Source organism: Pseudomonas phoenicis (assembly GCF_047302395.1).
In the GTDB taxonomy this organism is placed as follows: Bacteria; Pseudomonadota; Gammaproteobacteria; order Pseudomonadales; family Pseudomonadaceae; genus Aquipseudomonas.
Genome location: NZ_CP154852.1, coordinates 144,785 through 157,959, shown reverse-complemented (window position 1 = coordinate 157,959; position 13,175 = coordinate 144,785). Strand labels below are relative to the sequence as shown.

Below are 13,175 nucleotides of genomic sequence, written 5' to 3'. Positions count from 1 at the left end.
CGACAGCAGTACGCACTCACTCCAAAAAGCCTCGAAGGTTTGACCGCCAGCTAAGTGTCTACAAGGGGTGGACTGACGCTTACCTACGGCAACCGAACCTGAGCGTTGGCTGCATGCTGCTCACAATACGAATCAGTAGCAGCGATGAGACGCTCCCTCAGCCAGCGTCCGGCTCGCATCCCTTGAGCACCAGGCGAATGATGGTCTGCGCCGCCGCTTCGTAATCGCTGTCGGCCAGTTTCGCCTTGCCCGTCACCGCCGAGATCTGCCAGTCGAAGTCGGCATAGGTCTGCGTCGCCGCCCAGATGCTGAACATCAAATGGTGCGGATCGATCGGCGCGATCTGCCCGTGCTCGATCCATCGCTCGATGCAGGCGATGTTGTGTCGCGCCTGCGCGTTCAACTGCTCGGCCTGGGCCGCCGACAGATGCGGCGCGCCATGCATGATTTCGCTGGCGAACACTTTCGACGCATGCGGCAGGTCGCGGGAAATGCGGATCTTGGAACGGATGTAGGCGCTGAGCACCTGCTGGGGGTCGCCGTCGGCGTTGAACGGCGTGGAGGCCTGCATGATCGGCGCGATGATGCTTTCCAGCACCTCGCGGTACAGGTTGTCCTTGGACTTGAAGTAGTAATAGACGTTGGGCTTGGGCAGCCCGGCCTTGGCGGCGATGTCGCTGGTCTTGGTGGCCGCGAAGCCCTTGTCGGCGAACTCCTCGCTGGCCGCGCGCAGGATCAGTGCCTTGTTGCGCTCACGAATGGTGCTCATGGTCCGGACACTTCCTCTATCGGCTTACTGCGGCAAGAGGGGCGGCATGGTAGCACCGTGCCGGAAGCGCGCTCAAGGCGGCGCCTCCAGCCCGGCCAGCGCCTTGGAACAATAGCTTGCAAGCATCAAGCCCTTCGCCAACGAGCGCGCAAACGACCGACCTGGCTGCGCAGTCATGCGGCCCGAGCAAATGCGAAGCGCTCACCAATGGGCGTGCAAACGGGCGAGCTGGCTGTGCAGTCATGTGGCCTGAGCAAATGCGAACAGCCTCATCCACCAGCACGCAAACGTTCGGCGTTGCCAGGCAGGCACGTAGCCTGAGCAGGCACGACGGCCATGGTGCAGAACTCCTCGGTGCCCGCCCGGTCTGTATCCCATTCCCTCGCCGCCAGGCGCCGGCTCCCACCGGGCCTGGCCGGCCACGGTGCCTGCGGGCACCGCCTCAATCGACTCAGGACGCATATACATGGCTGGCAGCAGTTTCTTCGCATTGTTGGACGACATCGCCGCACTGCTCGATGACATCTCCCTGATGAGCAAGGTGGCGGCGAAAAAGACCGCCAGCGTGCTCAGCGACGACCTGGCGGTGAACGCCGAGCAGGTCACCGGCATGCGCGCCGACCGCGAACTGCCCGTGGTCTGGGCGGTATTCAAGGGCTCGTTGCTGAACAAGGCGATCCTGGTGCCGTGCGCGCTGTTGCTCAATGCCTTCGCCCCCTGGTCGGTGAAATGGCTGCTGATGGCCGGCGGCATCTACCTCTGCTACGAAGGCTTCGAGGCGATCAAGGAAAAGCTCCAGCGCGGCGGCGAAGAAGCCGAAGCGCGCGAGGCCAAGGCTGTGCCGAAAACCCCGGAAGCGTTGGCGGCCTACGAGAAGCGCAAGGTCAAGGGCGCCATCCGCACCGACTTCATCCTTTTTGTCTACCATCCTAAAGTGCACAATACGGCTTCCTTCCCTACCTTTTAAGCAGCTCCCCCGTTCCACACGGAGGCCATCCCTCACCGCCTTTCCAATGCTCCGCTGCTATAGCTAGGGCAAGGCTCGATGCTCAAATCTGCTGGCGTGTTAAGAGGCAGCTCGAAGCAACACACTCCAAATCCCTTCCTATCCTGCGCTTGGTGCGATTTTGCGAGAGCACCATGCTTGATGGCTGTTATCCATCTACCAACTGCTTGGAAGCGACCCCTCGTTGCGCTGATTACTTGTCTTTTATTTGCCTTGGGCAATATATGAATAATTAATCAATAATTAAATTAAAATTGCTGGTTATATTTATTGTTGTGTCAGTAAGAAAATGTTCTAAAGTTAGGTGAATTATTTCTTGCGATGGCGTAGGCTAATCTTTATCGTTTGCGCCATGAAGATTGTTAATATCAGAACGCAAGGTAAGTTAAAGTTATGTCCAGTGCTGTTTTCCAAAGATGGAAGTATTGCAGAGCTACCAAGTTCTTATTTAAAGGCTAAGGCTGAAACTAATAAGCATCCACTTCCGGTAATCCTTTTATATGCCGATCATATCAAGGGCTTTTGTGAGCATCTTGAGGGTTTAGGTGTTTATCAGGGGTATACTGTTGATGATATTTTGTGCGGTATTTCTCGCACTGTAATAAGTGCATATTTGGTCTTGCTTAAAGGTCAAGGGCTCGAAGCTGCCTATATTAGGCTGCGGGAAACAATTATAAAGGGGCTGTTTGTCTGGCTCGCGTCGAGCGAAGGTGGTCGAGTTAGGAAAAGTAGTGGCTTCGAAAATACAGGGCTAGACACGCCGAAACCGAAAAGGAAAAGGCCAAGGTATGTCACTCAAGAGCAAGTCTGTAAGTTACTTGAAGGGATGTATTGGGAATCGCACCGATGCGCCGTCCACACATTATATGATCTGGGTCTGCGTGTATCAGAATTAATAAGGATTACTAAGGATGACATAGATGAGTTAGAAGGGTTGCCAGCTGAATTGGCTTACCTTCCTCTTACGGTGCGAGGAAGTAAAGGGCGCGCGGGAGTTCCAAAGGAACGAACTGTAATAATTACTCGTGCGATGTATTCTAGAATCAAGAAGTACCATAGTTCTTCCCGTTATCGGTTTGCGTATTGTAAGGATGCTAAGCCTGCGTTTTTGAATTCTTTTGGAAAACCGATCACCGTCAAGGGAATTCAGAAGCTCATAGCCGACACTGCCAAAAGAGTTGGATTTAAACCAAGAACAGTGAGTCCTCACCGATTGAGGCATGGTACGGCTCTCACTTTCCTAACTGGAGAGCTTGGTGATGATCACGTTCAAAAGTTGATATTAATTAAGGAGCAGTTAGGTCATGAGTTTTTGTCCACGACCAATATTTATGCAGGCGTTTCTCCTATGCTGTTTGTTGATGAGCTAGGCGTTAAGTACGTAAAGCCGAGATATATTGAGGCCAGCAAAATTTATCAAGCGACCTATCTGTCGCGTAGCAAAGAGAAAAAATGAGCCGTGACCTACTCTGTATTTGAACATAGCCTGCCTATTGCAACTCAAGATAATCCTTTGGCTGAAGTTCACGCAATCTTCGATGCAAGTATAGCTAGGTACACTGTTCCAGCTACTAAATCAACGTACAAGGGGGCGAAAAGTCTAGTCATAAACTTTCTAGCTTCCGATGTCAGATTTGCAGGCAAAGTGATACGCGTAGGGCAGGAGATAGACCAATACTTTTTGGTTCATCTCAAAAACCACATGGATTTTCAGCCCTACTCTTCGTCATACCGGGCGACAGTTTTATCCGCTGTGCGCGGAGTTCTCTCATATGCAGTCGTGAATTCATTTTATGATTACCGGAGCTTTTTGGATGTAGTCCTTGATCCTACCTTCCGGGAAACTTCGACGCGGAATTCGTTCTCAGAGAGCGAGTTTCAGAGTTTCGATAGGGCGCTCGATGAAGAAATCACCTTTGTCGAAAGCAAGCTTATGTCGGGATACATACCTACCGGATGTGGACGGCCCCCGGATTTTGTCGGTACTCGTTTTGCTCCAGGATGGAGCGATGATGAAAACAATTTGAAATGGTGGTTCGAGAATAAGCTTGACTGTGAGCCTTTTGTTTACTCTAAAACCATGAGTCATGCTCAAAAGAAATTCTACATGGCTGCAAAGAAACATGGCGGAACAAGAGTTCTCTTCCTTCGATGGGGTGTGATTATGGGGCTTGATGCTTATGTGATTATGCCTTTTTTATTCAAGCTTGTAACTTGGACAGGCTTAAATGCAACCCCTGCGCAATCTCTTAAGACAACTGACTACATCAAATCTCATCCTCTAACCGGTAAGCCTTGTATCTATTACTGGAAAGGTAGGGGGCAGGGTGATACAGATCTGCATGAGGGTCTCTTGACCGGTAATTTAGATAAAGTCAGTGCTGAAAAGCAAGATGTCATGCCTCTTGAGGTTAAGCAGTCTAGTAAAATTGAAGAAATCTGGAATCGAGTTCTTGATATCACAGGGTCTATTCGACCTGAGGTTGTTGATGGTGAAGAAGACTACCTGTTCATTTATATGCCTACACATGGGCCTGCATCGGGGCAGGTAAGAAACTTGCTCCAGCCTAATAGGTATATGTTTGAATGGTGCCGATATATGGTTGATAAATATGACTTGCGAGATGATCATGGTGAGGCTCTTGAAATTAACATCTCCCGGTTGCGGCCATCATTAGTGTCCAGGCTTTTGGGGGCGGGAGTAGACATTTCCGTAATTCAAGCGATTCTTGGACATAGCGATGTTGTTACTACAATGAGATACATTGCTGCGCATAATTTTGCTCCGAAAGCTAGGCGAGAGCTCCACAAGTGCCTTTCTAATATTCGAAAGAATAGGGAGGAGCAAATTAGGCACCCCAAAGAAATTGCAATGAAGAAAACTAATAATCCGGCAATTATTTTTTCTACTGCAACAGCGCTTTGTCTCGATGTGTATAACCCGCCAGCCCGAATTAAGAAGGCAACAGGGTGGGTAGAAGGGCAGGCATGCACAAATTTCAATATGTGCTTGAGATGTTCGAAGGTTGTCATTTTGGAAGAGCACTTGCCTAGACTATTTGCAATGCAGCGGGGTTATAAGTTTGCATTAGAAAATGGTGCAGGTGCTACAACGCATCGCGCTGTACTCATCCAGAATCTTAGTGTTCTGGATGGAATTCTAGGGGAGAACAGTGACTTTTCTGAAGAGGTTCTTTGCATGGCAAATCAGCAGTCTAAAAATCTCGAAGTTTACACGGATCCTTTCTTGGTGAGGGGGAAACATGAAAGAGGCTGAAGTACAATTTCTACTTGATGAGGCCAAGAAGGGAGCTTGTTGCGAGCTCGTCGCAAATATCAGGGTTTCGTCGGTCTCGTTAGTCGGAGATCTTGTCTGGGATTTTGTAGCGGATACCAAAGAACGAGCGCGTTCTATTGATGCGACACGGTTGAGGATAAATTGGGGTGAGCGTCAAATCAGTCCTAGGATTGTTGCCGAGTTGCAGGCAATATTTTTATATTACCTCAAAATCCCATCATGGTTTCGTGGGAAAAGGAACTTGAAGGCACAAACAGTTGTTCCTCGGGCAAAAGTAATCCTTAGGCTGCTGGAAAAGTTTTTGGTTGCAAATGATATCCTTTCTTTGGATGTTTCTCTGGCTGATATCACAGAGGCGGATGTCGAGTCTGCTCTTATTGGTTATGGTGGGAATCGGAGTGAGCTCAAGCCAGTTTTGAACCTGGTCTTTAGTGCTGCCGCTGGTCAAATAATTGGTGGGGTCATGAAATTTGACGCCAAAACGAATCTTCGTATCAAGGAGATTCTATCTAAACCCAAGCAAGACGTAGTCCCTGAGGATACGGGTGATGGGAGGGAAGTACGATGGTTGACTGACGAGCAATTTGCTGAGGCTAGTTATTCGTCATTGGCGCGAGTGAAAGATTTTTTACTTCGAATGGGGTTGCCGCTACTGAATGAGGACGTATACGAATACGCACCTAGTGATGCAATCGCAAATCACGACATGAAGTACCTGTTCGGACAGTATGTGGAATATCGTGCTGCTTATGCCGGTGGTGGTCGAAAAAGCTATATTGAAAAGAGATTGAGGCGTCATGGTACTTCAATCGGTGAGATTGCCGGTTATTTGCAAGAGGTTAATATGGCCTCGCAATGTGTTGTCGGTTTATATACTGGTGGTCGCTTTTCAGAGCTCACGAGTTTGAGAATGGGGTGTCGGAGCAAAGCTGATGGTTATAATGTGGTCACTGGAAAAGTATTTAAGACTAAGTCTGCTGCAGATTTGAGTGATGAAAGCTGGGTGGCTATTGATGCAGTTATTGATGCGGTTGAGGCATTAGAGGCGCTCGCGCCTATTAAAGGTAGTAGCTACCTGTTTTCACAAAATAATCTGATGACAGGGGCTGATATGGACAATGGGGCAGAAGGGAAGAAAGGTTACTCATATTCAGGTTTTCATGTTGCCATGAAGAAGTATTTCACTAAAATTGATCGTGGTGAGACGTTCGCGGGTTGGGTTTTTAACTCCCATCAATTTAAGCATTCACTTACGCGGCAAATGATCAAAGCAAACCTAGGTATGCCGTATATTAGTTATCAGTTGAAACATGTGTATGATCAAGCGCTAAGTCTGCCATCAGAGGCTACTATGGTTTATGGTAACAGTGCTGCGTTACTTCAGTCTCAAATGGCAGGTTTCTTCCTGTCGGAATTTAAGAAGCAGAAGGTTGAGAAAATCTTCTCCCCTAAATCGGTTGTCTCAGGAGGCGGCGCTCGTGAATTCGCCCAGAGGAGGCAGGATTATTTCGAAGGAATGATGGGGGCTGGTTTTACAAAGCCTGAGATTATGGGTGAACTGGGCAGGCTGACTGACGCGGTTTTTGCGAATACTGCACTTGGCTATTGTTCAGGCCGGAAAGATGATCCAGGCGGATCAGAAGGTGCGCCATGTATAGGTCAGTTGCGGTGTAATCCAAACCAATGCAAAAATGCGGTGATTACTGATGAGCATATTCCTGGATGGAAGGCTGTGAGAGATCACAATATGGAAATGCTGAATGATCCTCGGTTTTTCTATGGTAAAGAACAGTTTGAAGCAGCTGTTGCAGAAGCCAACGGTGTAATCGCGTCGCTTACTGTGGGTTAACTTCATGTCAGCATTTGATTCAAAGAACTCTGAAGACTTCGAATTGGTGACTTTGGCAATCACAGCTGCTTTAGCGCAGATCGAGAAGGATGCCAAACTTCCTGCTACGCAATCCAGTCTAGCTAAGCAAGCGAAGGTTCACCGAAATACCATACGAAACCGATCTAAGGATAACAGTCTGATTGAGGGGGGGCTAGGGTGGCCGCTTTCAGAGCTCGAAAGGATCAAGCGGGAAAGGGCGGTCGGTGCGGTTGTTAGTGCTAATCTTGAAAAGTCTGATAAGGATCGTATTGCACATCTAGAAAGTCAGTTGGAGATTGCTCGTCGGAAGGCTGGGCATTGGTTTCATCGTGTAATTGATATGAAGCGAGATCTCGAAAATCTTGATGTCATGAGGCAGCGGAATGAAACCCGCATAAAAATTTTGACAGAAGAAAATAATCGGCTCAGGCAGCTCAAAGTGGTAAAGTGAGGCTGTTGTAAATAAGTAATGCCCCGGCAGGAGCGTGTCGACTGTTTAAGGTGGTAATGAACAGGTCTAGACTAGCGGGAGTAAAGCACCTATGGGCCTGCCACCACCCTTCACAAATGGCGGTCGCTTGGCTTGAAAATAAGCAACCCACTAAGACGGCCATTCGCAGTTCCCATCCCGGCTTCCTCACCTCGCAGTTGTATTACACTTGCATCTCTGTAGCTAGGGTAGGCACTAAGAGCGGTGGCTTCTCCTATGCTGCTCTGAACATCAGCCCTTTGATGCTTGGTGCCACAACCGACGCAACGTCGACTCAGGCATGCCCAGTTGCCTTGCAGCCTCAGCTTGGGTGAGTCCTTTTGCCTTCAGCTCTTGGACTGCTTCCAGCTTTTCCCTTGCTCCTGAAATGTTCAGAGGAGTCAGCCGTTCCGGCTCGGCAGGGACAGCGGCATCAGCGAGATCCAGCGCCTCTATCTCAGCGAGGGAAGCGAGAAGTATTTCTCGAGCCGTCCGTTGGTGGTGCGAAGCAATGGTGAGAGCGACCAAGGTCACTGCCTCAATCTCTAGTCCTGCGGCGAGCTTATAGCCCGTATCCAAGGTCACAGAGCTCTTGGCCAACTCCAGGTTACTAACAGTCCGCTGATCCACGTGCTTGGCCATCGCGGGCTGAGATATCCCTTTGCGCAGGCGCAGTACCTGTAGCGCTGCCGCGAAGGACTGACGGAGCGACATTACGAATCCCCAAAAACCAAGAGGTATGCCCCGTTTGCCTGCCGCCAAACAAACGTCTATAGTTGTTGTTTTGGCGGTCGCGCGGCTTAGCCAGCAATTTATGGGAAATAGAACCGGGGATGTGCTTGATGGATGACCCGTTCAGCGACGGTCTGATGGGGGAGGGAGGCATTGATCTGGTGGGCTCTGAACTGCCACTCGATGACTTGCTCCTCGCAGCTCGAGAACACTTCAAGTGGATGCCTCTTTGCGTTGTCGAGGAGTGGGTGATCTTGGATGCCATCCTCACGGAAGATGAGCAGGCCAAGGTATCTGCGGCAGGATGTCAGCCCATGTTCTTGTTTGCCCACAAGGTCGTGCATGACGAACAGCGCCGTTTCGAGCCTGGCGATTGGGTGCGGTCGACAATCGCTAGAACCTTCAATGAAGGCTACCTCTTCGAGACTAGAAACACCGTCTACGTGCTCAAAGGGCCAGGACAACGCAAGTCGTCTTCGCTGCAAGGCATCTTCTCAATCTTCTAGGTGTCGCGGCCCCCGCTTGTGACGACTCGACTGTTTCAGAGATCAAGATATGTTCCGTTCTCACCAAGCTGACATGGCAGGCATCCCCGGTATGTTCGGCGACGGGCTGATGCATTGGCATGGCGTTTCCCGAGCTCTCGCTACCCACTGGTACCACGTGAGCGTTCAGCGTCTCCATGAAGGTCAATTCAGGAATTATGAGGAGATGCTCAACGATGAGATGCGCCTCGTCGAGCTGCTGGTAGCGCAGGACGAGAGTCTGGTTGTGCAGGAAGTCCAAGCCGTCACCCCATCCTGGATGAACAAGGATGGCTGCTGGAAGATGGAGAAGCTCACGTCGCTTTCGATGGGACACAACCAGGCTGGTGTGGCCATCTGTGTTCTGGAAGTAGAAGGTGGTGCTGTGTATGTCGATACGCATGAGCCTGATCTCGGTGCCGACTCCCTGAGCGACGTCAAAGAGCTGTACCGACGCGGTATGGCTCAGGCCAATGCTTCAGAGCCTCGGAGGGCTTAGGCATGTCAGAGGTCAACACGGTGAAGGTGGACTACCACATGAAGCGCTACTCGGACTTCGATCTGTTGCGTATTGCTCGAGCTATAGGCCAGGGGTATGAGGACGAAGTCACTGCGTTTCTGGTGAATGTCCACATTCATCGGTTGAGCGCCGTTGGCGTCGTCTTCGGGCATGTGCGGCAAGGGCCTCATGGTCGTTTTGCCGATGGGCACCTGATCCAGACATCCGACATCGTGAATGTCAGGAAGGAAGGCAAGTTCTGGGTGATCACGACCATGAACTCCAAGTATGTCGTGGCTACCTTCCGCCGTGATGGTGGGCGCCGCAGCTTGAGGGATTTCTGCCGCTTGGTTGGAGACCGCTTCCCTAATACACAGCTGCACTGATTTAGATCGAGCCTGAGCATGCCGAGGTGTGCTCGAGGCCTTCCCCTGCCTGTCATTCAGGAATTGAGCAAGGAGCTGCAAGTGTTTATAAAGTTTGAATATCTGAAGTTTTCAGGGTGCCTACAGGACATACGAGTTTTTGAGAGCTTCTCAGATAATGTGCAAGTCATCATGAAAATCGACGACGTCCTCATTCCTAATTTTCGGATGCCTACTCGAATTTATGAGGAGTTGGAGAATGGTGGCCGGTATGACTTTTATGGCCTTGTGCAGAAATCGAGGAATAAGCAAAAAAATACAGGATTTGTAATGGCTGTAAAGGCCGAAAACGGGAAAATCCTAGAGCAGCCTAGCTTGAAGTACACAAGCCAGTTAGGTATTTGGGTGAACGGTGCGGTAATCGCGGGCGTGGCGTTTCTGCTATCCTGGATTGGGTTGTTTTTTGCAATCGGCGCGTTTGATACAAGTGGTGGATCGTACAATGGCTTTGCCCAATTTGTATCCGATCTGACTGGCTATTCACTTACCATTGCTGGTTTGGTGTTCGCTGGTTTCGTTGGCGTAGGTATCAACTTGTTCCGTAAGGCAACTTCGCTTGAGACCTGGAAGTCGATTGCTCCGGACAAGTTAGTACAGCGATTCAGCAAAATGCATCGCTGATACTTGAGCGTGCCCCTGTGGGGGACGGCTGTCGTAAACCGTGCCCGGCTTGCCGGTCACGGCCCTACGGGCTTCCATCCTCACGCCTTCAGCCATCGTGGCTTGCGCGCTCCGCTTGCGGTTTGGTCGCAAACCCAATGTTTATGGGGCTTGTAACGTGGTTTTGGGAATGTAACATTGACGCTGTTACATTCCAGAATGTGCGTTACAGCCTCGATTCTGAAGGATGGGCCGCTCCATGTAGTCACCTGGCTTGGGCGACCTGAGATTGCTATGACTTTCCTCAGCCGATTCTGTAATCTTGCTAAATAATTAGCCTCCTGAGGAATACGTCCCGATGTCCCGTCTCGCTGAATTTCGTCGTCTAGAGCAAAAACTCGCTCAGCAACTGGCAGAGCTCGAAGCCATGAAGGGTGACTCGGCCATTAAGGCTGAGATGGAGTTCGAAGAGAAGCTGCGAGCTCTCCTCGGTGAATACGGCTACAGCTTGCGCGACGTGATCAGCATTCTTGATCCCAAAGCCTCTGCACGTACTCCGGCCCCAGCCGCCCAGGAAAAGAGCAGCCGTAAGCCCCGCGAGCTGAAGATCTATAAAAACCCGCACAGTGGTGAAGTGGTTCAGACCAAGGGTGGTAATCATGCAATTCTGAAGGCATGGAAAACCGAGCATGGCGCTGAAACCGTCGAGTCCTGGCGTCAGTAAACATTGCGTCTTGACGCAATGAGTACACGATAGGTAGCCTCATCGTGTATGTGTCCGACACCAAAGCCTCTCTGAGGAAAAGACCTCTTCAGCGACAAATCAAACCCCGTCGCGGGGAGTTGGAGACCCCGAGCTACACCATTAAAAAAACCGCCTGTTGGCGGTTTTTTTGTTTCCGTCTCGACCTGGCTGGGGCAATCCAAGAACGATCAAATGAACGGTGTCTTCGTGCTGGTCATTGGCTGGTCTAGCTTCCTTGAGTTGTACCGGTTTCTAATCCGCCCGGGCTAGCGGCCCCTAGCGGTGTCATCCACTCCCTCTGGCCGATCACGACAGGCGGTAGCTTGACACTCAAATCACGCGGGTCTAATCTACCTACCAGTAGATAGACAAACCGAGGAGGTACTACTCATGCAGTTCAAAGGTCGCAAGCTTCTGGTTGTAGGTGGTACGAGCGGTATCGGTCTTGAAACCGCACGCATGGTTGCGGAACAAGGCGGCTCAGTCGTGATCGTGGGTAACCGTGCCGAAAAGGCCGAAGCGGCCCGTAAAGAGCTAGCAGCCCTGGTAGGTGAGGGTAGGGTCGTTGCCTATTCGGCTGACCTCACCGACTTCGCCAGCGTGAAGGGGTTGATCGAGAAGCTGGCTGCCGAGCACAAGGATATTGACCTGATGGTCAACTCCGCCGGCATCTATTACCCCAAGGCCTTCGTTGAGCACTCGTTGGAGGACTACGACAACTTCCTCAACCTCAACCGCGCCATTTTCTTCCTGACCCGTCATGTGGCTGCGGAGTTGATCGCGCAGAAGAAGCCAGGCTCTATTGTTAACGTAACGGCTGCGGCTGCTCGGCAGGCTGTTGAAGGCGTACCCGCATCGGCTTACTCGATGGCCAAGATCGGCCTGGACACTCTCACTCGCCATGCGGGTGCAGAGTTGGCAGAGCATGGTATCCGCGTCAACTCGGTAAGCCCCGGTATCGTGGAAACGAAGATCTTCGAACGCTTCATCCCTGGTGATCAGCTGGATGGTGCCCTGAAGGATTTCAACAATTTCCACCCGCTGGGTCGCAATGGCACACCACGTGATGTGGCTGACTCAATCGTCTTCTTGCTGTCGGACAAGGCGTCTTGGGTAACCGGCGCAGTCTGGGATGTGGACGGCGGAGTCATGGCCGGTCGTAAGCAAGGCAAGTAACATAGCGTGTAGTGGCCGGAATCGCTTTTCTGGTCGAGCGATTTTGGCAGGAGATTTTATGGCACTGGCGACACGGGACGCGTTAATTCAAACCGCTGAAGGGCTGATGCGTACCAAAGGTTACGCGGCATTTAGCTATGCGGATCTTGCCGATGCGGTTGGTATTCGAAAGGCGAGCATCCACTACCACTTCCCAACCAAGGAAGACCTGGGGATTGCAATCGTTGAAGAGTACGTATCGCGGGTGGAGGCTGAGTTCGAACGCATCGAAATCAATCATCCCACTGCATTGGACAGGCTTCATGCGTTCTTTGTGTTGTTCCATGCAAGCACCGAAGGTGGACTGCTGCCTCTGTGTGGCGCATTGGCTGCAGAGATGGCGGCTTTGCCTGACGGGCTTCAACGACAAACGCGCCGTTTCTTCGACGTGCAATTGTCCTGGTTGACCAAGGTCATGGATCAAGGAATTACCTCGGGTGAGATTACCGAGGGTCGTGGCGCCAGAGAAAAGTCGTATTTGCTGCTGAGCATCCTTGAAGGCTCAAGCTTCATCAATTGGGCCACCAACGAAGATGATCACGTGAATATGTCAGTCATTCGGATGGTTGCAGAGTATTGATCTCTGCTTGAGAACAGGGCCGAAACGGGTCACGTGTCGGCCTTTTTTTGAAATGTCTTACCTATCAACCAGTAGGGTGGTAACTATGTCTAGCATGCCAAATTGGGAACAAACCATCACCGACGTCAGCGCCCGCCTGAAGGAGTTCGGTGCGCATTCGCCTGACACCCTGCGGGGTGTGGCAATGCTCGGTAACGCCGGTAACAAAACCAATCACCTGGACGCGAAGACTCGCGAGCTGATCGCACTGGCGGTGGCAGTAACGACTCGCTGTGACGGCTGCATCGCGTTCCATGCAGCGGAAGCCAAGAAGCTTGGCATCACGACCGAGGAAGTGGCTGAGGCACTTGGAGTAGCGGTGAATCTGAATGCCGGCGCGGCGGTTGTTTACAGCACCCACGTGCTGGATGCCATGGATCGTAGCTGATAGCCCAGGCCGTTCT

Annotated in this window: 14 protein-coding genes and 1 pseudogene; 13 read left to right on the top strand and 2 right to left on the bottom strand. The window is 51.2% G+C overall.

What is annotated here, in order from left to right; translation table 11 throughout:
* Positions 1-157 precede the first annotated feature (157 nt).
* Positions 158-769, bottom strand: a complete 612-nt coding sequence (locus AA0Z93_RS00830) for a TetR/AcrR family transcriptional regulator (protein ID WP_413046819.1) — start codon at positions 767-769, stop codon at positions 158-160.
* Positions 770-1,235: 466 nt separating this feature from the next.
* Between AA0Z93_RS00830 and AA0Z93_RS00825 the strand changes: the two are divergent.
* From AA0Z93_RS00825 to AA0Z93_RS00805, 5 genes and pseudogenes are all read left to right on the top strand, one after another.
* A pseudogene (locus tag AA0Z93_RS00825) lies at positions 1,236-1,685 on the top strand (DUF808 family protein); the annotation flags it as partial.
* A gap of 442 nt (positions 1,686-2,127) precedes the next feature.
* Positions 2,128-3,231, top strand: coding sequence for a tyrosine-type recombinase/integrase (locus tag AA0Z93_RS00820; protein WP_081741864.1), 1,104 nt, complete (start codon positions 2,128-2,130; stop codon positions 3,229-3,231).
* 3 nt (positions 3,232-3,234) lie between these two features.
* A complete protein-coding gene (locus tag AA0Z93_RS00815; RefSeq protein WP_301159091.1) occupies positions 3,235-5,052 on the top strand; it encodes a site-specific integrase in 1,818 nt (605 codons plus the stop codon).
* Positions 5,039-6,922, top strand: coding sequence for a hypothetical protein (locus AA0Z93_RS00810; protein ID WP_154211523.1), 1,884 nt, complete (start codon positions 5,039-5,041; stop codon positions 6,920-6,922). Before AA0Z93_RS00815 ends, AA0Z93_RS00810 begins: the two co-directional genes overlap by 14 nt.
* 4 nt (positions 6,923-6,926) lie before the next feature.
* Positions 6,927-7,394 carry a hypothetical protein gene (locus tag AA0Z93_RS00805; protein WP_027615280.1) on the top strand — a complete coding sequence of 156 codons (468 nt, stop codon included), beginning with the start codon at positions 6,927-6,929 and terminating at the stop codon, positions 7,392-7,394.
* Positions 7,395-7,664: 270 nt separating this feature from the next.
* Here AA0Z93_RS00805 and AA0Z93_RS00800 read toward each other — a convergent pair whose 3' ends face one another.
* Positions 7,665-8,126 carry a helix-turn-helix domain-containing protein gene (locus tag AA0Z93_RS00800; protein WP_027615279.1) on the bottom strand — a complete coding sequence of 154 codons (462 nt, stop codon included), beginning with the start codon at positions 8,124-8,126 and terminating at the stop codon, positions 7,665-7,667.
* Between the two features lie 119 nt (positions 8,127-8,245).
* Here AA0Z93_RS00800 and AA0Z93_RS00795 point away from each other — a divergent pair, with 119 nt between their 5' ends.
* The 8 genes from AA0Z93_RS00795 to AA0Z93_RS00760 all read left to right on the top strand — a co-directional run bounded on the left by AA0Z93_RS00795 (position 8,246) and on the right by AA0Z93_RS00760 (position 13,159).
* On the top strand, positions 8,246-8,650 hold the full coding sequence (locus tag AA0Z93_RS00795) for a DUF6957 family protein (RefSeq protein ID WP_097156141.1): 405 nt from the start codon (positions 8,246-8,248) through the stop codon (positions 8,648-8,650).
* A 49-nt stretch (positions 8,651-8,699) separates the two neighbouring features.
* Positions 8,700-9,167 (top strand): hypothetical protein, encoded by a 468-nt coding sequence (locus AA0Z93_RS00790; protein ID WP_206405760.1) that lies wholly within the window; start codon positions 8,700-8,702, stop codon positions 9,165-9,167.
* 2 nt (positions 9,168-9,169) lie between these two features.
* Positions 9,170-9,553, top strand: a complete 384-nt coding sequence (locus AA0Z93_RS00785; RefSeq protein ID WP_206405761.1) for a hypothetical protein — start codon at positions 9,170-9,172, stop codon at positions 9,551-9,553.
* A gap of 171 nt (positions 9,554-9,724) precedes the next feature.
* On the top strand, positions 9,725-10,213 hold the full coding sequence (locus AA0Z93_RS00780) for a hypothetical protein (RefSeq protein WP_143133043.1): 489 nt from the start codon (positions 9,725-9,727) through the stop codon (positions 10,211-10,213).
* A 337-nt stretch (positions 10,214-10,550) separates the two neighbouring features.
* Positions 10,551-10,916 (top strand): histone-like nucleoid-structuring protein, MvaT/MvaU family, encoded by a 366-nt coding sequence (locus tag AA0Z93_RS00775; RefSeq protein WP_039612624.1) that lies wholly within the window; start codon positions 10,551-10,553, stop codon positions 10,914-10,916.
* A gap of 411 nt (positions 10,917-11,327) precedes the next feature.
* Positions 11,328-12,113: an SDR family NAD(P)-dependent oxidoreductase gene (locus tag AA0Z93_RS00770; protein WP_039612625.1), complete on the top strand. Its 786-nt coding sequence runs from the start codon at positions 11,328-11,330 to the stop codon at positions 12,111-12,113.
* 58 nt (positions 12,114-12,171) lie between these two features.
* Positions 12,172-12,732 (top strand): TetR/AcrR family transcriptional regulator, encoded by a 561-nt coding sequence (locus AA0Z93_RS00765; protein ID WP_009681454.1) that lies wholly within the window; start codon positions 12,172-12,174, stop codon positions 12,730-12,732.
* Between the two features lie 94 nt (positions 12,733-12,826).
* Positions 12,827-13,159: a carboxymuconolactone decarboxylase family protein gene (locus AA0Z93_RS00760; protein ID WP_009681453.1), complete on the top strand. Its 333-nt coding sequence runs from the start codon at positions 12,827-12,829 to the stop codon at positions 13,157-13,159.
* Positions 13,160-13,175 lie beyond the last annotated feature (16 nt).

What these genes read in the sequence shown, in the direction of transcription:
- AA0Z93_RS00820 (WP_081741864.1), top strand. Translation starts at nt 2,128, where the DNA reads ATGAAGATTGTTAATATCAGAACGCAAGGTAAGTTAAAGTTATGTCCA.
- AA0Z93_RS00760 (WP_009681453.1), top strand. Translation starts at nt 12,827, where the DNA reads ATGCCAAATTGGGAACAAACCATCACCGACGTCAGCGCCCGCCTGAAG.
- AA0Z93_RS00790 (WP_206405760.1), top strand. Translation starts at nt 8,700, where the DNA reads ATGTTCCGTTCTCACCAAGCTGACATGGCAGGCATCCCCGGTATGTTC.
- AA0Z93_RS00775 (WP_039612624.1), top strand. Translation starts at nt 10,551, where the DNA reads ATGTCCCGTCTCGCTGAATTTCGTCGTCTAGAGCAAAAACTCGCTCAG.
- AA0Z93_RS00800 (WP_027615279.1), bottom strand. Translation starts at nt 8,126, where the DNA reads ATGTCGCTCCGTCAGTCCTTCGCGGCAGCGCTACAGGTACTGCGCCTG.
- AA0Z93_RS00785 (WP_206405761.1), top strand. Translation starts at nt 9,170, where the DNA reads ATGTCAGAGGTCAACACGGTGAAGGTGGACTACCACATGAAGCGCTAC.
- AA0Z93_RS00830 (WP_413046819.1), bottom strand. Translation starts at nt 769, where the DNA reads ATGAGCACCATTCGTGAGCGCAACAAGGCACTGATCCTGCGCGCGGCC.
- AA0Z93_RS00810 (WP_154211523.1), top strand. Translation starts at nt 5,039, where the DNA reads ATGAAAGAGGCTGAAGTACAATTTCTACTTGATGAGGCCAAGAAGGGA.
- AA0Z93_RS00770 (WP_039612625.1), top strand. Translation starts at nt 11,328, where the DNA reads ATGCAGTTCAAAGGTCGCAAGCTTCTGGTTGTAGGTGGTACGAGCGGT.
- AA0Z93_RS00805 (WP_027615280.1), top strand. Translation starts at nt 6,927, where the DNA reads ATGTCAGCATTTGATTCAAAGAACTCTGAAGACTTCGAATTGGTGACT.
- AA0Z93_RS00780 (WP_143133043.1), top strand. Translation starts at nt 9,725, where the DNA reads ATGAAAATCGACGACGTCCTCATTCCTAATTTTCGGATGCCTACTCGA.
- AA0Z93_RS00795 (WP_097156141.1), top strand. Translation starts at nt 8,246, where the DNA reads ATGTGCTTGATGGATGACCCGTTCAGCGACGGTCTGATGGGGGAGGGA.
- AA0Z93_RS00765 (WP_009681454.1), top strand. Translation starts at nt 12,172, where the DNA reads ATGGCACTGGCGACACGGGACGCGTTAATTCAAACCGCTGAAGGGCTG.